General features: G+C 61.4%; 14 protein-coding genes. 9 read left to right on the top strand and 5 right to left on the bottom strand.

From position 1 onward, the window contains the following. Nucleotides 1-327: 327 nt before the first annotated feature. Nucleotides 328-7512 carry a retention module-containing protein gene (locus ACYZUD_RS31785; protein WP_462021741.1) on the bottom strand — a complete coding sequence of 2395 codons (7185 nt, stop codon included), beginning with the start codon at nucleotides 7510-7512 and terminating at the stop codon, nucleotides 328-330. Between the two features lie 595 nt (nucleotides 7513-8107). Between ACYZUD_RS31785 and ACYZUD_RS31780 the strand changes: the two genes are divergently transcribed. The 3 genes from ACYZUD_RS31780 (at nucleotide 8108) to ACYZUD_RS31770 (ending at nucleotide 13148) form a co-directional block, all read left to right on the top strand. Next, nucleotides 8108-9466 (top strand): TolC family outer membrane protein, encoded by a 1359-nt coding sequence (locus ACYZUD_RS31780; RefSeq protein WP_462021740.1) that lies wholly within the window; start codon nucleotides 8108-8110, stop codon nucleotides 9464-9466. Between the two features lie 156 nt (nucleotides 9467-9622). After that, entirely contained in the window at nucleotides 9623-11782 is a 2160-nt protein-coding gene (locus ACYZUD_RS31775; RefSeq protein ID WP_462021739.1) for a type I secretion system permease/ATPase, read from the top strand. Nucleotides 11783-11792: 10 nt separating this feature from the next. Then, the gene (locus tag ACYZUD_RS31770; protein WP_462021738.1) at nucleotides 11793-13148 is read left to right on the top strand and encodes an HlyD family type I secretion periplasmic adaptor subunit; all 1356 of its coding nucleotides are present in this window, start codon (nucleotides 11793-11795) and stop codon (nucleotides 13146-13148) included. Nucleotides 13149-13286: 138 nt separating this feature from the next. Here the strand turns inward: ACYZUD_RS31770 and ACYZUD_RS31765 are convergent, their stop codons facing one another. Beyond that, nucleotides 13287-13883, bottom strand: a complete 597-nt coding sequence (locus ACYZUD_RS31765; RefSeq protein WP_462021737.1) for a tRNA-uridine aminocarboxypropyltransferase — start codon at nucleotides 13881-13883, stop codon at nucleotides 13287-13289. Nucleotides 13884-13887: 4 nt separating this feature from the next. Next, nucleotides 13888-14781: a LysR family transcriptional regulator gene (locus ACYZUD_RS31760; RefSeq protein ID WP_007945995.1), complete on the bottom strand. Its 894-nt coding sequence runs from the start codon at nucleotides 14779-14781 to the stop codon at nucleotides 13888-13890. A gap of 369 nt (nucleotides 14782-15150) precedes the next feature. Here ACYZUD_RS31760 and speB point away from each other — a divergent pair, with 369 nt between their 5' ends. From speB to ACYZUD_RS31730, 6 genes are all read left to right on the top strand, one after another. Continuing rightward, nucleotides 15151-16101, top strand: a complete 951-nt coding sequence (speB, locus tag ACYZUD_RS31755) for an agmatinase (protein ID WP_462021736.1) — start codon at nucleotides 15151-15153, stop codon at nucleotides 16099-16101. 9 nt (nucleotides 16102-16110) lie between these two features. Then, a complete protein-coding gene (locus ACYZUD_RS31750; RefSeq protein ID WP_462021735.1) occupies nucleotides 16111-16533 on the top strand; it encodes a YybH family protein in 423 nt (140 codons plus the stop codon). 54 nt (nucleotides 16534-16587) lie between these two features. Next, nucleotides 16588-18099 carry a purine-cytosine permease family protein gene (locus ACYZUD_RS31745; protein ID WP_462021734.1) on the top strand — a complete coding sequence of 504 codons (1512 nt, stop codon included), beginning with the start codon at nucleotides 16588-16590 and terminating at the stop codon, nucleotides 18097-18099. A gap of 169 nt (nucleotides 18100-18268) precedes the next feature. Next, on the top strand, nucleotides 18269-19648 hold the full coding sequence (locus ACYZUD_RS31740; protein ID WP_462021733.1) for a sodium:solute symporter family protein: 1380 nt from the start codon (nucleotides 18269-18271) through the stop codon (nucleotides 19646-19648). Between the two features lie 84 nt (nucleotides 19649-19732). Further along, nucleotides 19733-20458 carry an MBL fold metallo-hydrolase gene (locus ACYZUD_RS31735; protein WP_462021732.1) on the top strand — a complete coding sequence of 242 codons (726 nt, stop codon included), beginning with the start codon at nucleotides 19733-19735 and terminating at the stop codon, nucleotides 20456-20458. Between the two features lie 55 nt (nucleotides 20459-20513). Continuing rightward, on the top strand, nucleotides 20514-20765 hold the full coding sequence (locus tag ACYZUD_RS31730; RefSeq protein ID WP_462021731.1) for an acyl carrier protein: 252 nt from the start codon (nucleotides 20514-20516) through the stop codon (nucleotides 20763-20765). Nucleotides 20766-20935: 170 nt separating this feature from the next. Here the strand turns inward: ACYZUD_RS31730 and ACYZUD_RS31725 are convergent, their stop codons facing one another. After that, nucleotides 20936-21064 (bottom strand): PA1414 family protein, encoded by a 129-nt coding sequence (locus ACYZUD_RS31725; RefSeq protein WP_007914492.1) that lies wholly within the window; start codon nucleotides 21062-21064, stop codon nucleotides 20936-20938. A gap of 139 nt (nucleotides 21065-21203) precedes the next feature. Continuing rightward, entirely contained in the window at nucleotides 21204-22097 is an 894-nt protein-coding gene (gene ptrR / locus ACYZUD_RS31720) for a putrescine utilization regulator PtrR (protein WP_462021730.1), read from the bottom strand. Nucleotides 22098-22155: the final 58 nt, after the last annotated feature.

Below are 22155 nucleotides of genomic sequence, written 5' to 3'. Positions count from 1 at the left end.
TCCTTGCGGTGACCGGGCTTCAGCGGCCCAAGGGTGTGGCGAGTCAACGCCCGATCAACAAAGACCTGGCGTTTGTTTGGGAAAGCGGTGGTGATCAGGCCTCGATGGCGACCGACGGGAGTGAAAACACACTGTGTGAAACGGTAAGAGCCACAATGTGTTTCGCTCACCCGATGACTTGATTTAAAGGCAGGCACAGAGCGCTGGCTACTGTCAGAAATTACAGGTTTTGCTACCGCTGGTCGGACACTCCCCTGAATCGCACACAACAAAAAACCCGCCATCCCTTACTCAGGAATGGCGGGTTTTGTCGTTTCAGGTTTCAGGTCATACGGTGTCCACTTTCAACGAATGATCATTCAACATCCCGTTGATGATGGTCGCCGTATCCGCCCCGCCGGCAATCACCCCACCCGCCCCCGGCGTCACGCCGTAATGGCTGGCCAGGTTCACGCCCGCCAGCTCGATGGTCTGGTTCGGCGCGGCGCCGGCCATGCCGCTGACGTCGATGCTGGTGACCAGTGAATCGCCACTGCCGGTGACTTTGAAGTGCAGGTAGTCATCCAGCGATGCCGCGGTGCCGTTCTCCCCTTGCAGCAGTTGCGACAGGTCGAGTTTGTCGGTGCCTGGGGTGAAGTCGGTGACCACGTCGTGGCCGCTGTTGCCTTTGAGCCACTGGAAGGTGTCCGCGCCGCTGCCGCCGGTGAGGGTGTTGTTACCCGGGCCACCGATGAGGAAGTCGTCGCCGCCGCCACCGTTGAGCACGTCGTTGCCCAAACCGCCGGTGATGATGTTGCTGTTGTGGTCACCGGTGAGTTTGTCGTCGAAGTTCGAACCGATGAGGTTTTCGATCGCAGTCAGGGTGTCGGTCCCGGCGCCTGAAGTGTTTTGCGCACCGAGCAGGCTCAGATCAACCTTGACCCCGGCGGTGGCGTGGGCGTAGCTGGCGGTGTCGTTGCCGATGCCGCCGTCGAGCAGGTCGTTGCCCGGTCCGCTGTAGAGCAAGTCGTTGCCGGCGCCGCCGTGCAGGGTGTTGTTGCCGCCGCCAGCGGTGAGCACGTCGTTGCCGTCCCCGGCATTGATGGTGTTATCGCCCGCCCCCGCCAGCAACACGTCATCGCCGGAGGTGCCGGTGAGGGTGTGGCCATCCTGATAGCTGATGGTCACCGCCGCGCCATCGCTGCCGCCGTGGTTGTCGTTGGCGGTGTAGGTGCCGTGGAAGTCCGGGGTGATGTCGTGGGCCCCGGCGTAGTTGACGGTCATGGTCAGCTTGTAGGTTTCAGCGCTATTGACGTTGCCCCCGCTGGTGTTGGCGATGTTGGTCACGTGGATCTGATAGGTGCCGTCCGACGTCGCGGTAATGCTCTGGCCGTCACCGATGGGGATGTAGGCGCCACCGTTGACGGAGTACTCCATCGTGATGTGACCGGCCGCCAGGTTGTGGTCCAGGTTGAGGGTTTCACCTTGCTTGAGGTTGACGGTGATGCGGTCTTCATCGTTGCCATTGGCGTTGTCGACTTTGCCCAGGTAACCGCTGACCACCAGCACCGCCGTCATGGTTGCCGCGTTCGCTGCAAAGGCGCTGCGCACATTCGCCAATGTCTGATTGGCCGCGTTGTTGTTGCTGGTGCCCGAGAAGTTGATCGCCCCGCTGCCGGTGAAGTCCGCGCCTTTGGGCAGCCAACCGGTGTTGAAGGTGGTCGGCGAAGCCGTGAGCGGGTCGCCATTGGGGTCGGTGTCGTTGGCCAGCAGCAACTCGCCCGGCACCACGACACTGCCCGACAGCACGTTGGTGATGACGTGATCATCGACCGCCACCGGTGGCGCGTTCGGAATGACTTTGACCACCAGCGTCGAACTGGCCAGGTCGCCGTCGTTGTCGCTGACGCTGTAGCCGATGTTTTCGGTGAGCACCACCGCGGTGGTTTTCTGCGAGACGTAACTGAACTCGCCGGTGTCGAGGTTCACCACCAGGGTGCCTTTGTTGTCGGTGGCGATGCTCAGGGTGTTGTTGGCCGTGTTGAAGGTGCCGTGGTTGTCGCCGCCGCTGAAGCTCAGCGAACCCTGGTTGCTGTTGCCTTTGGGGTCATAGGTGTACGTCGTGCCGTCGACGGTGATGGTTTTGATGAAACCGCCATCGGCACCGAACGAGCCGCCCTCGCCCAGCAGCGAACCGGTGACCGGCGCGCCCACCACGGTGCCCGACAGCACCGAGTTGAGTTGAGTGAGGTCGGTGACCACCACGGCGTTGGTGTTGGTGTTGGAAACGCCGTCATAGGCCAGCGGATCGAGGTTGGCATTGCTGACGCCGCTGCCCAGGCCAATCGCGTAGTTCTTGATGTCATTGGCTTCGAGGAACGCTTTCCAGGCCGCCTCATCCGACGTACCGATGGCCCCTTCGTTGGGTTTGCCGTCCGAGAAGAAGTAGCCGACGTTCTGCGCCCCCGTGAGTTTGCCGTCGGTGTCGAAGGCGGTTTTCGCGGTGGTGACGGCCGCGTCGTAGTTGGTGCCGCCGCCCGCCGTCAGGCCGGAGATGATTGACTTGGCCGTCGCCACATCCACCCAGACCGAGGTCTTGTCGGCGGCGTTGCTGGCGAAGGTGACGATCTGCACTTTCACGTCGCCCAGGTCATCGTATTTGTCGAGCAAGGCGCCGATTGCCTCTTTGGCCAGGTCCAGCCGCGACTGGCCGCGCACCACGCCGGAAGCGTCGGCCATGCTGCCGGACACGTCGATCACCAGCAGCAGGTTGGAGTCGATCTCCACGGCAGCCACCGAACGGTCCGAAGCAACCGCTTTGGGCACGTCATCGACGATGTTGACCTTGAGGGTGCTGGTGGTGCTGTTGCCCAGCGCATCGGTGGCTTTGTAGGTGAAGCTTTCGCTCAGGGTGTTCGGCCCGTCATTGGCGTTCGGCGAGGTTTTCGGCGCAGAGGTCAGAGTGTAGGTGTAGGTGCCGTTGGGGTTGAGCAGGATTTGCCCGAACGTCCCGGTGGCGCTGCCGACCAGGGTGTAAGTGACCGCGCCACTGGCGCCGCTGACAGAGCCGACCAGCGTTCCCGAGGCGGTTTCACCGGTATTGCCAGGTTCGCTGCCGGTGACGGTGCCCGCCGCCAGGTCTTGCCCGTCCTTGCTCAAGTCCAGGGCTTTTTCGTAGACGGTCACGTCGGTGTCGGTGACCGCTTTGATGCAACTGTTACTGACATCGATGGTGATGGTGGTGGTGCTTTGATCGCCATCGGCATCGCGCACGGTGTAGGTGAAGGTGTCCGTGGCGCCGTGTTCGCCCACCGAGTCCGGGTTGCTGTGATAGACCGCGTTGCCGTTGGCATCGAGGGTCAGGTAGCCGTAGTTGCCGTTGATGTGTGAACCCAGGCCGCCAGTGGCCGAAGTCGACGTGTCGCTGCCAGCGCGGACACCGACCACCGCGCCTCCGGACGCAGGGCCATCGGCACCGCCCTTGTCGTTGTCGAGGACGTTGCCGCTGACGGTGCCACCCTCCACGACCGAGGCCGAGTCCGGCTTGGCGGTGGGCAAGTCGTCAACGATGTTGACGTTGATCTGGCCCGACGCCGTGCTGCCATCGGTATCAGTCGCGACGACGTTGATGTTCTCGGTGATGCTGTTGGCACCGTTGGCGTTCGGGTGGGTTTCGTTGTCCACCAGGGTGTAGCTGTAACTGACCACGCCCGTCGCCGGGTTGTATCCGGTGATGGTCAGCGTGCTGCCCAACGGCGTGACGACCGATTGTGGGAAACCGGCAGCCACGCCACCGGTCAGCACGGCGATGCCACCCACGGTGAGGGTTTGCAGGCCGTCGAGCGCGGTGACGGTGAAGGTGCCGTTCTGGGTCAGGGCCGGTGCGTTGGGGCTGGAGCCGTCGCTGAGGTTTTTCTCGTAGACCGTGAGTTCGCCACAGTCGATGTCCAGGCCCCGGATGATGACCGGGTCATTGTTGTTATGGACGTTCAGCACCAGGTTCGCGGTGCTGGTGTCGCCGTCGGCATCGGTGAGGGTATAGGCGAACGTCTCCGTGCCGTTGCCGCCACCGTGCAAGGCTTTGAAGTCGGCATCGCTGGTGTTGAGCGTGTAGGTGTAAGTACCGTTGGCATTGAGCACCAGGGTGCCGTAAGTCCCGGTGAAGGTGCCGGGGGTGACCGGGCCGGCACTCGGGCCAGTCGCTACGTGATCGGCGCCTTGCACATCGTTGGTCAGCACGTTGCCGTTCAAGGTCAACAGACTTTCCGAGGCCGTATGGGCGTTGCTGTCGTTCACGGCTTTGGGCACGTCATCGACGATGTTGACCACGATGGTGCTGGTGGTGCTGTTGCCCAACGCATCGGTGGCTTTGTAGGTGAAGCTTTCGCTCAACGTATTGGCGCCATCGTCGGCATGCGGCGTGGTGCTCGCCGGCGATGTCAGGGTGTAGGTGTAAGTGCCGTTGGGATTGAGCAGGAGCTGACCATAGGCCCCGGTGGCGCTGCCGACCAGGGTGTAAGTGATCGCGCCGACGGCGCCGCTGACCGAACCGACCAGAGTGCCGGTGGCGGTTTCGCCGGTGCTGCCAGGCTGGCTGCCGGTGACCGTGCCGGCGGCCAGATCCTGGCCGTCCTTGTTCAGGTCCAGGGCTTTCTCGTAAACGGTGACGTCAGTATCAGCGACCGCTCTGATGCAACTGTTGTACACGTCGATGGTGATGGTGGTGGTGCTTTCGTCGCCATCGGCATCGCGCACGGTGTAGGTGAAAACGTCGGTCGCGCCAGGGCCGTTCACCGCGTTCGGATTGCTGTGATAGACCGCGTTGCCGTTGGCGTCCAGGGTCAGGTAACCGTAGGTGCCGTTGATGTTCGAACCCAGACCGCCAATGGCCGAGGTCGAGGTGTCGCTGCCGGCGCGCACGCCGACCACCGCGCCACTTTGCGCTGGGCCGTCGGCACCGCCGATGTCGTTGTCCAGCACGTTGCCGCTGACCGTGCCGCCTTCCTGCACACTGGCCGCATCCGGTTTGGCGGTGGGCAAGTCGTCGACGATGTTGACGTTGATCTGCCCGGACGCCGTGCTGCCGTCACCGTCGGTGGCGACCACGTTGAAGTTCTCGGTAATGCTGTTGGCACCGTTGGCATTCGGATGGGTTTCGTTGTCCACCAGGGTGTAGGTGTAGCTGACCACGCCGGTCACCGGGTCATAACCGGTGATCGTCAGCGTGCTGCCCAGCGGCGTGACGGCCGATTGCGGGAAGCCGGCGGCCACGCCACCGGTGACCACGTTGATCCCGCCCACGGTCAGGGTTTGCAGGCCATCGAGCGCGGTGACGGTGAAGGTGCCGCTCTGGGTCAGGGCCGGTGTGTCGGGGCTGGTGCCATCGCTGAGGTTTGCTTCGTGGACGGTGAGTTCGCCGCCAGCGACATCAAGGCCACCGAGGGTCACGGGATCGTCGTTGTTGTGGATGTTCAGTACCAGCGTTGCGGTGCTGGTGTCGCCGTCGGAGTCGGTGAGGGTGTAGACGAAGTTTTCCGTCCCGCTGCCATTGCCATGCAGTGCTTTGAAATCGGCGTCACTGGTGTTGAGGGTGTAGGTGTACGTGCCGTTGGCATTCAACACCAGGGTGCCGTAAGTCCCGGTGAACGTGCCGGGCGTGATCGGGCCCGTGTCGGCGCTGGTGCTCGGCACACGGTCGGCGCCTTGCACATCGTTGGTCAGCACGTTGCCGTCGAGCGTCAGCAAGGTTTCGGAAGCCGTGCCGGCGTTGCTGTCATTCACACCTTGGGGCACGTCGTCGACGATGGTCACATCGAGGTTGGCATTGGCTGTCGTGCCGTTGTCGTCGACCACGGTGACTGCAAATTGCTCGGAAATACTGTTGGCACCATTGGCCGTCGGATGGGTTTCGTTATCGGCCAGGGTGTAGCTGTAGCTGACCACGCCGGTCGCGCTGTCGAACCCGGTGATGGTCAGCGTGCTGCCCAACGGCGTGACGACCGATTGCGGGAAGCCTGCGCTCACGCCACCGACCACCACGTTGATCCCGCCGACACTGAGGGTTTGCACGCCATCGAGGGCGGTGATGGTGAAGGTGCCACTTTGGGTCAGCGCCGGGGTATCGGGGTTGCTGCCGTCACTGAGGTTTTGCTCACGGACGATCAGCTCGCCGCCTTCGACGTTCAGCCCATTGATGATGACCGGGTCGTCGTTGTTATGAATCTGCAGCACCAGGTTGGCGGTGCTGGCGTCACCGTCGGCATCGGTCAGGGTGTAGGTGAACGTTTCGGTGCCGCTGCCGCCACCGTGCAAGGCCTTGAAGTCGGCATCGCTGGTGTTCAGCGTGTAGGTGTAAGTGCCGTTGGGATTGAGCACGAGCGTGCCGTACGTACCGGTGAAGGTGCCGCCGATCACCGGCCCGCTGTCGGGCCCCGTGGGAATGCGGTCAGCGCCCTGGGTGTCGTTGGGCAGCACACTGCCGGTCAGGGTCGCCAGGGTTTCCGACGCGGTACTGGCGTTGCTGTCATCGACCGCTTTGGGCACGTCGTCGGTGATGTTGACGTCTAGCGTACCGGTGGCGGTATCGCCATTGCTGTCGCCGGCCACCACGGTGAACTGTTCGCTGAGGTTGTTGATGCCGTCACCGGCCGAATGGGTTTCGTTGCCGTTGAGGGTGTAGCTGTAACTCACCACGCCGGTGGCCGGGTTGTAGCCGGTGATGGTCAGGGTGTTGCCCAACTGGGTGGTGATCGTCTGCGGGAAACCTGCCGCCACGCCGCCGCTGATCACGTTGACCCCGCCGATGCTCAGGCTGGTCAGGCCGTCAGGAGCAGACACGGTGAAGGTGCCGTTCTGGGTCAGCGCCCCCGGATTGCTTGCAGAACCGTCAGCCAGGTTGGCTTCGTTGAGGGTCAGTTCGCCCCCCTCTACCGACAGGCCATCGAGGGTCACCGGGTTGTCTGGCGGGTCATCGCCAACAATGTCGTTGTCTCCATTGTTCGCGTTGCCGCCGGTGTCCGGATCACCGGCCAGACGCTCCAGGGGAAATTCGGGAATGCCGTTGAAGCCCTCAGTAGGGAACCCGATGGTCGGATCGACCCGCCCCCCGACTTCTTCCAGCAGCACAAAACTGTGACCGCCGCCCGATGCCCCGCCGGGATTACCCGGTGTGGCCGGCCCCGCCGCCGTGGCTTCAGCCGTCTGGGTCGGGTCATCACCCGCCGCGATCGCTTTTTGCAGTTGTTCGACATCGGTCAGTTGCGCCTGGGTCGGCGTCGCCGCTTCAGCGGTGTCCACGTGAGGGACCGTCTGGTGCGAAAGCAACTGGGAAGTCATGTGCAGGCTGCTGCCACGCCCGAGGGTCAGTTCCTGGCCATTTTGCAGATGCACCGCCACCGCGCCTTCGGCCCCGGTGATCAGTTGATCGCCGGCAAACAGCCGATCCCCTTCGACCAGGGCACGTCGGGTACCGTCGCTCGCCTGGGCGAACACCTGACCAATGACCTTACCGACGATACCGATGAGCGTAGCCATGTGCATTTCCTCCGCTGCCAACCGCTGTCGGCATCCTGTTGTTTGCGAAGAATGTGCTCATGGCCTGAGCGGGTGACCAGCGGATCGTCTACCGGGCGGCGGCTTGCCACAACCAAGCCGCCGCCCTGGCGACATTCACGCCAAGCGTGTCGCCCACGAGGCGAGGTGTCCGTTTCGGGATAAACCCCTATGCAATCAAGGGCATCGGGGGCCCGTTGCGCAACAACCTTGCCTTGCGAGCGATGCGTAACGGTTTCGAACCACCGAGTGACAGAAAACCGTCACCCCTAAACCGTTTCGCGTCCCTCCCCTCCAGCACTTCTACGCCCTATGTCGATAAGTGGATGGAACTTTTTTGCTGACCCTTGCGAGCGCCCTAAGGCCCATAAATCAAGGGCTTTCGAATTGAACAATGTGCTGGATTTTTCAGAGTGCATAAGTTTTTTTTGGCATAAAACTTATGAGAAAAACTTCTTAGGTTCTTCTCAGAATGTTCTTAGCTCTGTTGTTACAAGCATGAAACGGTTTTACCTATAAATGTCGTCAAATATTTGGCGACTGATAAGCACCATCAGGACTTCAGGGAGATGCACCCATGCGCCTATTGACCCCCCTTTGCAGCGCGATTCTACTGGCCATGGCCTGCACCTCTCAGGCTCAAGCCATGTCACTGACCGAGGCGATCCAGAGCACTATTGCGACCCACCCGGAGCTGGCGTCGCGCGTGGATAGCCGTCTGTCGGCTGATGAAGACGTGAAAGTCGCCAAAGGGGGCTTTTATCCATCGGTTGATCTGAATGCCGCCTACGGGCGCGGGTACAGCGACAACACCAACACCCGGGCATTCGGCAATCACCACACCGAAATCCTCACCTACACCCAATCGGAACTGCGTCTGCGGCAGATGCTCTTCGACGGGTTCAACACCGCCAATGAAGTCCAGCGCACCAAAGGCGTGGTCAACTCCCGAGCCTATTTCGCTCAAGGCACCGCGCAGGACCTGGCCCTGCGCACCATCGAGGTCTACCTCGAAGTGCTCAAGCGCCGCGAACTGGTGACCCTGGCCAAGAACAACCTGCAAGCCCACCTGCGCGTCAACGACCAGATCGGCCTGCGCACCCAGCGCGGTATCGGCAGCAACGCCGACGCCGATCAATCCGTGGCGCGTCGGGCTCTTGCGGAAAACAACCTCGATACTGCTGAAGTCGATCTGGCCGATGCCGAATCGAATTTCTTCGCCGTCGTGGGGCGCATGCCCGATGAACTGGAAACGCTGCCGTCGATTCGCGGCGAATTGCCCGCCACGCTGCGGGACGCCCAACAGAGCATGGTGAACAACAACCCGTATCTGAAATCCGCCCAGGCCGACGTGCAATCGGCCGAAAGCCAGTACGAAGTCGCCAAGTCGCCGTTCTACCCGCGCTTCGATGCTGAAGCTGCGGTGGGTGCCAACAACAACGTGCAGGGTGAAGAAGGCCACGACAACGAATGGCGCGTCGGTATCGTGATGAACTACAACCTGTTCCGTGGCGGCAGCGACAAGGCGCGCCTGGCGTCCAATGCGCACCAGATCAACCAGGCCATGGACATCCGCAACAACGCCCTGCGCCAGCTCAACGAGAACATTCACCTGGCCTGGAACGCCATGGTCAACGCCAGGAAACAAACCCCGACCGCCCGCGAGTACGCCGAAACCACCACCCGCGTGCGTGCCGCCTACCAGGACCAGTTCGGCCTCGGCCAACGGACCCTGCTTGACGTTCTGGACAGTGAAAACGAGCTCTACAACGCCAACCGTCGCTACACCGAAGTGCGCTACGTCGAAGAGTTTTCGATGTACCGCGTGTTGGCGAACATGGGCGAGTTGTTGAGCAAACAACGAGTGGTCCTGCCCGCCGACGCGATCGCCCAGACCGAAGTGAAAAACGAAGCCCGTCTGCCGGAACTGAGGTAATCCAGTAGGAGCTGCCGAAGGCTGCGATCTTTTGATGTTTGGCGGCGTCATCGCCGCCACAAAGCCAGGATCAAAAGATCGCAGCCTTCGGCAGCTCCTACAGGGAGACGTATAGATATCTATGCCAAATACCGTAGTTCAACGGGAGCGATCAAATTGACCAGCATGGAACCCGGCAACACCGGTGTCGATCCGCGGCTGAGCTTCGATGACCCGCTTCTGGACGGTCTGTTGATCCTCTGCAAACTTCATGGCGCGACGGTCAGTCGCGCCAGCCTGAGTGCCGGGCTGCCAATGGCACACCAACGCTTGAGCCTGGACCTGCTGCCCCGCGCAGCGGCCCGGGCCAGTTTGCAGGCGCGCTTGCTGCGCCGTGAGCTGGCGGACATCTCGCCCCTCAACCTGCCCGTGATGCTGATCCTCAACAACGGCCGCACCGCGATTCTGCGACGCTGGGGTGAGGACGGGCGTGCACTGATTCTGCCGAGCGAAGCCGACGGCGGTGAACAATGGGTCAGCCGTGAAGAGCTGGCGGAAAATTACAGCGGCCAGGCCCTGTTCGCCCGGCCGCGCCATGAACTCGAAGACTTGCGCTCGCCCCTGGTGCCACGCGTCGAAGCCTGGTTTCGCGACACGCTGAAGTTGTCGAAGTGGCTGTACAGCGATGCCATCCTGGCAAGTTTTCTGATCAACCTGCTGGGGCTGATGGTGCCGCTGTTCGTGATGCAGACCTACGACCGGGTGGTGCCGAACCAGGCCACGTCGACGTTGTGGGTGCTGTCCATCGGTTTGCTGATCGGCACCGGTTTCGAGCTGGTGCTGCGGGTGGTTCGCGCGCACTTGCTGGACACCGCCGGGAAGAAAACCGATGTGATCCTGTCGGCCACCTTGTTCGAACGCATCACCGGCATGTCGATGAAAGCCCGACCCGCGACCATCGGTGGTTTCGCCCAAAGCATTCATGACTTTCAGGGCCTGCGCGAATTCCTCACCGCCGTGACCCTGACCAGCCTGATCGACCTGCCCTTTGCCGTGCTGATGCTGGTGGTGATCGGCCTGCTCGGCGGCTGGCTGGTGGTGATTCCATTGTTTGCGTTTCCGATCACGATCATCTTCGCCATGGTGATTCAGGCCCGCCTGCGCGACACCGTGCAAAAAAGCCTGACCCTCGGCGCCGAACGCCAAGCGTTGTTGATCGAAACCCTCGGCGGCCTGGAAACCCTCAAGGCTTGCAGCGCCGAGAGCGAACGCCAGCACAAATGGGAAAGCACCCACGGCGCCCTCACCCGCCTCGACAGCCACGCGCGCAACCTCTCGTCGCTGGCCACCAACGGCACGTTGTTCATCCAGCAGTTCTCCGGCATGGCGACCATCATCGCAGGGGTCTACAGCATCATCGCCGGCAACCTCAGCGTCGGTGCGCTGGTGGCGACCTACATGCTCGGCAGTCGCGTGCTCGCGCCGCTGGGGCAGATCGCCGGTTTGATCACGCGCTATCAGCAAGCGCAACTGACCATGAAAAGCACCGATGCGCTGATGGGCCTGCCACAGGAACGCGACGCCAAGCAGCGGCCGCTTGAGCGCACACAGCTGCAAGGTGCGCTGGATGTCATCGGTGTGACCTTCCACTACAACGGCCAAAGTGCTCCGGCCCTGGCCAATGTCAGTTTCAGTGTGAAACCCGGCGAACGGATTGGCATCATCGGCCGCAGTGGCTCGGGTAAAAGCACCCTGGCGCGACTGGTGATGGGCTTTTATGAACCGGAAGAAGGCCAGCTCCTGCTCGATGGCCTGGACCTGCGGCAACTGGACGTCGCCGACCTGCGCCAGCAGATCGGTTACGTCGCCCATGACCTGCCGCTGCTGGCCGGCAGCCTGCGCGACAACCTGACCCTCGGCGCGCGCTACATCAGCGATTCGCGGATGCTTGAAGTGGCCGAACTCACCGGCGTCACCGAACTGGCTCGCCAGCATCCACAAGGTTTTGACCGGCCGGTGGGTGAACGCGGGCAACTGCTGTCGGGCGGACAACGTCAGGCGGTTTTGCTGGCACGGGCGTTGTTGCTCGACCCGCCGATCATGCTGCTCGACGAACCCACCAGCGCCATGGACAACAGCAGCGAAGACGTTCTGCGACAAAAACTCCACGGTTGGGTCCAGGGCAAAACGCTGCTGCTGGTCACCCACCGCACCTCGATGCTCAGCCTGGTGGATCGTCTGGTGGTGCTGGATAACGGGCGGATCGTTGCCGACGGTCCGAAAGAAGCGGTCATCGATGCATTGCGCAAGGGCCGCGTCGGCTCTGCGGCCGTCTAGGAGTCCGCCCATGTCTTCGTCACAAGGTTCACGCGGCTACTTCGACAGCTTCAGCAAAAGTGCGGAAAGCGAGTTCATGCCGGAAACCGCCGGTGCCTCGTTGCAGGACTCACCGCGCTGGTCGCGGATCACCGTGTGGCTGGCCGCCGCGTTGATTATCACCGCGGTGGTCTGGGCCAAATTCGCCGTGCTGCAGGAAGTCACCATGGGCGAAGGCAAGGCGATTCCGTCGAGCAAGGTCCAGGTGATCCAAAACCTGGAGGGCGGCATTGTCACTGAGATTTTCGTGCGTGAAGGGCAAATGGTGAACAAGGGCGATACGTTGCTGCGCCTGGACGACACACGGTTCCTGTCGAACAAGGGTGAGAGTGAAGCGGATCGTTATGCCTTGACCGCGCAGGTCGAACGCCTGTCCGCCGAGGCCGAGGGGCGCCCCTTCAAGCTGTCGCCGGAAGTGATCGCCAAGGCGCCGCAAGTGGCCGAAGACGAACGTTCGCTGTACGAACAACGGCAACGTCGACTGGCCAGCGAACAGCGCACGCTGACTGAACAACTTCGGCAAAAAACCCAGGAACTGGCGGAGTTCCGCTCCAAGCAGGGGCAATACAGTTCCAGCCTGGCGCTGCTGCAACAAGAGATGAACATGTCGGCGCCGCTGGTGGGCACCGGGGCGGTTTCGCCGGTGGAAATCCTGCGTCTCAAGCGCAGTGCGGTGGAGATTCGCGGCTCGCTGAACGCCACCACGCTGGCGATTCCCCGTGCCGAATCGGCGATCAACGAGATCAAAAGCAAGATCGATGAGTCGGAACAATCCTTCCGTTCGGACGCAGCGAAAGAGCTGAATGAGAAACGCACCGACCTGTCGAAAATCACGGCATCGAGCATCGCCATCGACGACCGCGTGACCCGCACCACCGTGGTGTCGCCGGTGCACGGGATTATCAAAGTGCTGAAGGTCAACACCATCGGCGGCGTGGTTCAGCCGGGCAGCGACATGGTGGAAATCGTGCCCATTGAAGACAACCTGCTGATCGAAGCCAAGGTCCGGCCACAGGACGTGGCGTTCCTGCATCCGGGCCAAAAAGCCATGGTCAAGTTCAGTGCGTACGACTACACGATTTATGGCGGGTTGAGTGCCAAGCTTGAGCTGATCGGGGCGGATACGACCACAGATGACAAGGGCAACAGCTTTTATCTGATTCAGGTGCGGACCGACAAGAATCACTTGGGCGGGGATGTGAAGCCGTTGCTGATTATTCCGGGGATGGTTGCCACCGTGGACATCATTACCGGGGAGAAAAGTGTGCTGGATTACTTGCTTAAACCAGTGCTGAAAGCCAGGACTGAGGCGATGCGTGAACGGTAATTCCGGTCAGGATTCTCTGTGATTTTTCTACCGCTATCGCGAGCAGGCTCGCTCCCACAGTCGATCGCATTTCTTCTGGAAGAACCCGGTCAAATGTGGGAGCGAGCCTGCTCGCGATAGCGGTTGATCAGGCAACGATCATTTCGGCCCGTGATTGCGCAGAAAAACCTCTTCCCCCATCGCCGCAATCTGCCCCTCGATCAACGCTTCGAACGGCTTCAGCAACGGCTCAAAACTGACGGGCGCTTCGAGGGCTTGCAACGCCTGAACAATCGCCTCCACCGTCGACAACGCCCCCGGCCCCGGCGCTTTACGCAGTCGATAACGCGACACCGCGCCCGCCGCCAGCGTCACCCTCGGCAACGCCGCCAATAACGGATTGAGGTGCAGCATCTTGCGTGCCTTGCGCCAGGTGCCGTCCGGGACGACCAGCAATAACGGTTCATCGGTTTCGGTGTATGCCTGCAACGGCTGAGCATCATCGACAGGAAACAACAATCGTGCCCGATACCCCGGCTGATTCAACAGCGCCGGCAACTCCTCGAACACTTCGCCCACGATTAGCTCGGCATTCTTCAACCCCAACGCCGCCAGACGCGCGGTGTTAAGCGCATGGTTCACTTCGCTCGGGTGTTGCAGGAGCAATACCCGGGTGCGGCTGTCGAGGCTCGGGATCAACGGACACAGGCAGTGAGTGTGTGGGCGCAGGCAGCGCGGGCATTGGATTCTGGACATCGTCTCAAGCCTGATTCAGTTGTGCTTTGAGCAAATCGCGAAAGGTCTGGATCAGCGGTTCGCGGCTGCGACCACGGCGCACGATCATCGAAAACGGCGCCTGATAACCAAAGGTCGCCGGCAGCAGCACACGCAAGTCGCCCTTGTCGGCCCAGGCCTGGGCGTAATGCTCCGGCAGGTAACCGATGTAGGCGCCCGACAGCACCAGAATCAGCTGGGCTTCCATACTTTCCACGGTCGCGGCGCTGTGCTTGAAGCCGTGCCGGGCCAGTTCCGCCTGGCTCCAGTAACCGCGTCCGACCATACGCTGCTGGGTGATGACTTGCTCGGGGATGCGCCGTTCGGTGAACAGCGGATGACGGCTGCTGCAATATAGCCAGTGCTGCTCGCGGTACAGCGGCATGTAGACCAGCCCGCTCATGCGCGTGGAGAAGGCACCAATGGCCAGGTCGAGGCGGTTGTCCTGTACGCCGAGTTGCAGCTCGTAGGGACTCATGACCGACAAATGCAAATGCACGGCCGGGTGCTCCTGGCTGTAGGCGCCGATGGCCTCGGCAAACGGCAAGGCCTTGTCGCTGACGGTGGAGTCGATCACCCCCAGGTTCAGCGTGCCGCGCAACTCACCCTTGAGCGCTGCAGCGTACTGCTCGAAGCCTTCGAGTTCGCCGAGCAGGCGCAGGGTTTCCTGATGGAACAACTCGCCCTTGCTGGTCAGGCTGAAACCGCCCCGACCACGATGGCAGAGCACCAGGCCCAGGGCGGCTTCGAGCTGGCTCATGTAAGTGCTGATGGCCGACGTCGAGAGGTTGAGCTCTTGCTGGGCGTTGGCGAATCCCTGATGACGAACCACGCTGACGAAGATGCGCAACAGTTTCAGGTCGGGTAAAGCGTTGGCCATCAGACACTCCAAATGCAACGAAACGCACAATACTTTTGAGAAGCACAGATTACTGTGGGAGCGGGCTTGCTCGCGATGAGGGCCTGACAGCAACATTGATGTTGACTGACCCACCGCTATCGCGAGCAAGCTCGCTCCCACATGGGTTGCGGCGTTCCATACCTTGGCTGACAGACATCAGGGCCTTCGGGCATGGGCTTCAAGTCTATCTCCGCCACATCCATTAGTTTAGAAAAATCTGAACTAAGTATTTGCCCGTAGCGATTCTTCCCCGCCACTACATTTCGCAGAATCGGCCCACAGCGGTGCCTGCGTCTTCCCCGACCGGCTTACCTGCATAAATAAAACAACGACGATGAGGCCCTACCCGTGGACAAGATTCTTCACCAACCACTGGGCGGCAATGAAATGCCGCGCTTCGGCGGCATCGCTACCATGCTGCGACTCCCCCATTTGCCAACGGCTGCCGGCCTGGACGCTGCCTTCATCGGCATCCCGCTGGACATCGGCACTTCCCTGCGCCCCGGCACCCGCTTCGGACCTCGTGAAATCCGCGCTGAATCGGTCATGATCCGCCCGTACAACATGGCCACCGGCGCTGCGCCCTTCGACTCGCTGTCGGTTGCCGACATCGGTGACGTGGCGATCAACACCTTCAACCTGCTGGACGCCGTACGGATCATCGAAGAGGCCTACGACAATATCCTCGAACACGATGTGATCCCCCTGACCCTCGGCGGCGACCACACCATCACCCTGCCGATCCTGCGTGCCATCCATAAAAAGCACGGCAAGGTCGGCCTGGTGCACATCGACGCTCACGCCGATGTGAACGATCACATGTTCGGCGAGAAAATCGCCCACGGCACCACCTTCCGTCGCGCCGTCGAAGAAGGCCTTCTGGATTGCGACCGCGTGGTGCAAATTGGCCTGCGCGCTCAGGGCTACACCGCCGATGACTTCAACTGGAGCCGCAACCAGGGCTTCCGTGTGGTTCAGGCCGAAGAATGCTGGCACAAATCCCTGGCCCCTTTGATGGCCGAAGTTCGCGAGAAAGTCGGCGGCGGTCCGGTGTACCTGAGTTTCGATATCGACGGCATCGACCCGGCCTGGGCGCCAGGTACTGGCACCCCGGAAATCGGTGGTCTGACGACCATTCAGGCGATTGAAATCATTCGCGGCTGCCAAGGACTCGACCTGGTCGGTTGCGATCTGGTAGAAGTCTCGCCGGCGTACGATACCACCGGCAACACCTCGCTACTGGGCGCCAACCTGCTGTACGAAATGCTCTGCGTACTGCCTGGCGTGGTCCACCGCTGAGGGCTGGTCATGACCGAATGTGATCAGGTACTCAAGGCCGCCGCCGATCTGGTGTCGGCCTTTGCCCGTAACGATCGCGAAGCCTACTTCGGCGCGTTCAGCGTTGACGCCAGCTTCGTGTTCTACACCCTCGAGCAGCCCCTGCTGTCGCGCGATGCCTATCAGGCGCTGTGGGACACCTGGCGCTCGGAGGATGGCTTCGAGGTGCTTTCGTGCACCTCAAGCAACGCCTTCGTCAGCCTGCAGGGTGACGTGGCGATTTTCATCCATGACGTGGCCACCGAGCTGCGCATGCAAGGGGAGCAACACTTCAGCCAGGAGCGCGAGACGATTGTTTTCAAGAAACAAGCGTCTGGCCAAGAACAACAAGGCCTATGGCTGGCCTGCCACGAACACTTGTCCGCCATGCCGGAAGGGCTGCCACCCCCTTAGCCAAACAGGTGACGCTCACACACGATGAGCGCGCCTCTATGATCGGAGCAGATCATGAATAACAACAACAAAGAAAAAAGCCTTAGCCGCATCGAAACCAACGGGGTCGAACAGATCCCGGATCATGAGCGCGACGCCGGACCCAGCGACCTGTTTCGCCTGATCTTCGGCGGCGCCAACACCTTTGCCACCGCGGTGCTCGGCAGTTTTCCGGTGCTGTTCGGCCTGTCCTTCCAGGCGGGCGTGTGGGCGATTGTGCTGGGCGTGGTGCTCGGGGCGCTGATCCTTGCGCCGATGGGCCTGTTCGGACCGATCAATGGCACCAATAACGCGGTGTCCTCCGGTGCCCACTTCGGCGTACACGGACGGATCGTCGGTTCGTTCCTGTCGCTGTTGACCGCCATTGCCTTCTTCTCGCTCTCGGTATGGAGTTCGGGTGATGCGCTGATCGGTGGCGCCAAACGCCTGATCGGCATTCCGGAAACCGACCTGACCCTGGGCCTGGCCTACGGTCTGTTCGCGATCCTGGTGCTGACCGTGTGCATCTACGGCTTCCGTTTCATGCTGTGGGTCAATCGCATCGCGGTGTGGGCCGCCAGCCTGCTGTTCCTGCTCGGCATCTTCGCGTTCGCCCCGACCTTCGACAGCCAGTTCGCCGGCACCGTCGCCCTGGGTCAGGCCGGTTTCTGGGCCGCCTTCATCGGTGCCGCGCTGGTCGCCATGAGCAACCCGATTTCCTTCGGCGCGTTCCTCGGCGACTGGTCGCGCTACATCCCGCGTGAAACCCCCAAGGGTCGCATCATGCTGGCGGTGATTGCTGCGCAACTCGCCACGCTGATCCCGTTCCTGTTCGGCCTCGCCACCGCCACCATCGTGGCAATCAAGGCGCCGGACTACATCGCGGCCAACAACTATGTCGGCGGTCTGCTGGCGGTCTCGCCGAGCTGGTTCTTCCTGCCGGTGTGCCTGATCGCGGTGATCGGCGGCATGTCCACTGGCACCACCTCGCTCTATGGCACCGGGCTGGACATGTCCAGCGTGTTCCCTCGGGTGCTGTCGCGGGTCAAGGCAACGCTGCTGATCGGCGTGATGTCGATTGCCTTCATCTTCATCGGACGCTTTGCGGCGAACCTGGTGCAGAGCGTGTCGACCTTCGCCGTGCTGATCATCACCTGCACCACCCCGTGGATGGTGATCATGATCATCGGTCTGCTGGTGCGTCGCGGCTTCTACTGCCCGGATGACCTGCAAGTGTTCACCCGTGGCGAGAAAGGTGGTCGGTACTGGTTCACCCATGGCTGGAACTGGCGTGGACTGGGGGCCTGGATCCCGAGTGCGCTGGTCGGTTTGTGCTTTGTGAACCTGCCGGGACAGTTTGTCGGCGTGCTGGGCGATCTGGCCGGCGGTATCGACATCAGCCTGCCGGTCACCCTGGGCCTGGCCTCGCTGGTGTATCTGGTGCTGCTGAGTCTGTTCCCGGAATCGGCAACCGTGTTCGGTCCAAACGATTCACGTAGCAAGGGCACAAGCATCACGGCAAAACCTGAACTGCGTCAGCCGGCCTGACAACATTTCACTTATGGGAGCGAGACCGGCTTGCCGGCGATGACGGCGGCACATCCAACATTGATGTGGCTGACAGACCGCTTTCGCGAGCAGGCTCGCTCCCACAGAGAGCAGCCCCACAGAAACGCCTTTGTTTCACCATAAAAAAGACAATCGGAGACACGCCATCATGGCTTTGGATTTATTCGTCGTTCTCATATACGCCGCCGCGATGCTGGTACTCGGCTACTTCGGCATGCGCAAGGCCAAGACCAACGAAGACTACTTGGTCGCCGGTCGTAACCTCGGCCCGACCCTGTACATGGGCACCATGGCCGCCACCGTTCTGGGCGGCGCTTCCACCGTCGGCACTGTGCGCCTGGGCTACGTTCATGGCATCTCCGGTTTCTGGCTCTGCGCCGCACTGGGCTGCGGGATCGTGGCGTTGAACCTGTTCCTCGCCAAACCGCTGTTGAAGCTGAAAATCTACACCGTCACCCAGGTCCTGGAAAAACGCTACAACCCGATGGCCCGCTCCGCGAGCGCGGCAATCATGCTGGCGTACGCGCTGATGATCGGCGTGACCTCGATCCTCGCCATCGGCACCGTGCTGCAAGTGTTGTTCGGTCTGCCGTTCTGGATCTCGGTACTGCTCGGCGGTGGCGTGGTGGTGGTCTACTCGGCTATCGGCGGCATGTGGTCCCTGACCCTGACCGACATCGTCCAGTTCGTGATCAAGACCGTCGGCCTGATGTTCATCCTGTTGCCGATCTGCCTGTACCGCGTCGGCGGTTGGGATGAGTTGGTGTTGAAACTGCCGGAAGCCGCGTTCAGCTTCACCACCATCGGCTGGGACACCATCATCACCTACTTCATGATCTACTTCTTCGGGATCCTGATCGGCCAGGACATCTGGCAGCGCGTGTTTACCGTCAAGTCCGCCAAAGTCGCCCAGTACGCCGGTACGTTCGCCGGTCTCTACTGCATCCTCTACGGCCTGGCCTGCGCCCTGATCGGCATGGCGGCTCACGTGCTGATTCCGAATCTGGACAACGTCAACAACGCGTTCGCCGCCATCGTCAAACTGTCCTTGCCGGACGGCATTCGCGGCCTGGTGATCGCTGCTGCTCTGGCCGCCATGATGTCCACCGCCAGCGCCGGTCTGCTCGCCGCCTCCACCACCCTGACCGAAGACCTGCTGCCGAAACTGCGCGGCGGTAAAGAATCGAGCCTGGGCATCAACCGCCTGTTCACCCTGCTCACCGGCATCGTCGTGCTCGGTATCGCACTGGTCGTCAACGACGTGATCAGCGCCCTGACCCTGGCCTACAACCTGTTGGTGGGTGGCATGCTGATCCCGCTGATCGGCGCCATTTTCTGGAAACGCGCAACCACCGCCGGCGCCATCGCCAGCATGGGCCTGGGCTTTGTCACCGCGCTGGTGTTCATGATCAAGGATGGTATGGATGCCAACACCCCGATCTATTACAGCCTCGGCGTGGGTCTGGTGAGTTTCGTGCTGGTCAGCCTGCTGTCCCGTCGCCCGACAGCGGTGGCAAGCGCCGTCTAAGCTCAATACAACGACTTGATGCTTTCTTCGACGGGTGTGGCGTCGGTTGCCACACCCGTTTTTTTCGCCTGCAGGAAACTGCTTATGAAAATCGTCGGCCGCGATCAGTGGTTTGAGGTGAAGCAGCTCAGTGACGGCATTCGACTGATTCACGAGCCCTGGATCCGCCCCTTCTACCGCTGCAACCTCTGGCACATTCAGGGCCGCGATAAAGACTTGCTGCTGGACAGCGGTTCGGGGCTGGTGAGCTTGCGCGAGCAACTGCCGTGGATCACCGAACGGCCACTGGTGGCGGTGGCCAGCCATTGCCATTTCGATCACATCGCCGGCCATCACGAATTCCCCGAACGCCTGGTACACCCGGCCGAAGCGCAGATCCTCGCTGCGCCGGATGGCGAGAACACGCTGAGCAAGGCATTTGTCGGTGACGAGATGTTCGAGGCTCACCCCGATTGCCCGTTGTGCTACGCCGAGTATCGGATCAAAGCCGCGCCGGCCACGGGGATGATTGAGGAAGGCGATGTGCTGGATCTGGGCAATCGCGTCCTGCAAGTGCTGCACACGCCGGGCCATTCACCGGGCGGCATCAGCCTGTTTGAGGCCGCGACCGAAACGCTGTTCAGCGGCGACATCATCTACGACGGCCCGCTGATCGAAGACGCCTACCACTCCAACCTCGGCGACTACGCCCGCAGTTTGCAACGCTTGCGCGCGCTGCCGATCCGCACGGTTCACGGCGGGCATTTCGGGAGTTTTTCCGGGGAGCATTTGCGCACGATGATTGACGAGTGGCAGCGCTCGCATGCCTGAAGCCTGCTGTACTCAGACCCGGGGACAACAACAATAACGCCCCTGAAGAGCAATCATGAAAAGAACCGTTGTCCGTACCACCGTGCATCACTTCGTCAGCCGTTTGCTGGAGTGTCGGGACGACTTTGACGACAACGCCAGCCTGGCGCAGTTGGGGTTGGATAAAGAGGATATCGAAGAGCTGATCTTCCATCTGGAAGATGAACTGGGTCTGACAGCGTTTACTGCCGAGGAAGACCGGATGCTCAAGACCGCGAGGACGGCGAATGACTTGAGCCGGTTTTTGATGGGGATCGGGCGCTATTGAGAACAGCGGCCAAATACGTTCTCGTGGATACCAGAAAACTTGTGGCGAGGGAGCTTGCTCCCGCTGAACTGCGCAGCAGTCGCAAGCTTGACCCGAGCGCTATTTGCCGACTTTGATGGCGTTAATGGGGCCGCTGCGCGGCCCAGCGGGAGCAAGCTCCCTCGCCACTGTTACCGGCGGCGCTGCTGGCGTCGACGTTGTTCGTCGTCAGTGCGAATAGGCACAGGTTGCAGAGGCGGTTCGATCAAACCGAGTGCGACACCCAGGTCATGCAGCCAGTTTTGGATTTTCTCTTTCATGGTGCCCCCTTCAGGGTAGTGCCGAGCGGCTGAAATTCTGTAGCCCCTTCGCACTGATAATAGTCCGAAGTCCTACGCAATGCTCGCCGAAGTTCGCAATGATCTGTTACTGAATTGATCAGAATACCTGACCGTTAGGTCAAGCAAGCGCCTGGGCCGGAATCGCTGCCGATGGATAGACTGCTTGCTGCTGTTCGATCCACGCATTTAGATTGGCGCCGACCATGCCTTTGCGCCACATCAGCCAGGTCGTCGCACTGGCAAACGGCTCGGCCAGCGGGTGTACCGCTACGCTTTCACGGCCCGGCAGGCTGGCGAGCATCGACTCCGACATCAGCGCCACACCGGAGCCGGCAATCACACAGGCCAGCATTCCCGGATAAGACTCAATCTCCATCGCCCGGCCCATGGCCGCGTGGTCGTGGGCGAACCAGGCTTCCAGGCGCATCCGGTAGGAACAGCCCTGCCGAAAGGTGAACACCGACCGCCCCTGCACATCCAGAGCGCTGCGTACCGGTGGGTGATCGGCCTCGCTGATCAGCACCAGCCGTTCGTCGCACAACGGCACGCCATCGAGTCCGGCCAGTTCCAGCGGACCATCCACCAGTGCCGCATCAAGCCGACCGGTCAGCAGCCCCTCCAGCAATTCGCCACTAGGCCCGGACTGTACTTGCAGGTTCACCGCCGGGTAACTGCGGTGATAACGCGCCAATAGCCCTGGAAGGTGAATGGCGGCGGTGCTGTACATCGTACCGAGCACGAAGTCACCTGCCGGTTGCCCGCCCTGCACCGCCGCTTGAGCTTCGTCGCGCAGGTTGAACAGCTTGGCGGTGTAGTCCAGAAGGACTTTTCCCGCCGGCGACAACTGCAAACGCTGACGCTCGCGTACGAAAAGCTCTACACCGAGTTGCTCCTCCAGTTGTTTAAGTCGCGTCGACAGGTTCGACGGCACGCGATGCAAGCGTTCGGCAGCACGGGTGATCGAACCCTCCTCCGCCACCGCCTGGAAGATCCGCAATTGGCCGAATTCCACACTATTCTCCAAATCAGAACAAGTTACTCACTATTATTCATTTTTAAAGAAAGTCAAT

Source organism: Pseudomonas sp. XS1P51 (genome assembly GCF_054897845.1).
Note: the sequence above shows the minus strand (reverse complement) of the source record. Positions and strands in the feature narration are given on the sequence as shown.

Coding starts and splice junctions, on each gene's coding strand:
- ACYZUD_RS31785 (WP_462021741.1), bottom strand. CDS start 7,512: ATGGCTACGCTCATCGGTATCGTCGGTAAGGTCATTGGTCAGGTGTTC.
- ACYZUD_RS31780 (WP_462021740.1), top strand. CDS start 8,108: ATGCGCCTATTGACCCCCCTTTGCAGCGCGATTCTACTGGCCATGGCC.
- ACYZUD_RS31770 (WP_462021738.1), top strand. CDS start 11,793: ATGTCTTCGTCACAAGGTTCACGCGGCTACTTCGACAGCTTCAGCAAA.
- ACYZUD_RS31765 (WP_462021737.1), bottom strand. CDS start 13,883: ATGTCCAGAATCCAATGCCCGCGCTGCCTGCGCCCACACACTCACTGC.
- ACYZUD_RS31760 (WP_007945995.1), bottom strand. CDS start 14,781: ATGGCCAACGCTTTACCCGACCTGAAACTGTTGCGCATCTTCGTCAGC.
- ACYZUD_RS31750 (WP_462021735.1), top strand. CDS start 16,111: ATGACCGAATGTGATCAGGTACTCAAGGCCGCCGCCGATCTGGTGTCG.
- ACYZUD_RS31745 (WP_462021734.1), top strand. CDS start 16,588: ATGAATAACAACAACAAAGAAAAAAGCCTTAGCCGCATCGAAACCAAC.
- ACYZUD_RS31740 (WP_462021733.1), top strand. CDS start 18,269: ATGGCTTTGGATTTATTCGTCGTTCTCATATACGCCGCCGCGATGCTG.
- ACYZUD_RS31735 (WP_462021732.1), top strand. CDS start 19,733: ATGAAAATCGTCGGCCGCGATCAGTGGTTTGAGGTGAAGCAGCTCAGT.
- ACYZUD_RS31730 (WP_462021731.1), top strand. CDS start 20,514: ATGAAAAGAACCGTTGTCCGTACCACCGTGCATCACTTCGTCAGCCGT.
- ACYZUD_RS31725 (WP_007914492.1), bottom strand. CDS start 21,064: ATGAAAGAGAAAATCCAAAACTGGCTGCATGACCTGGGTGTCGCACTC.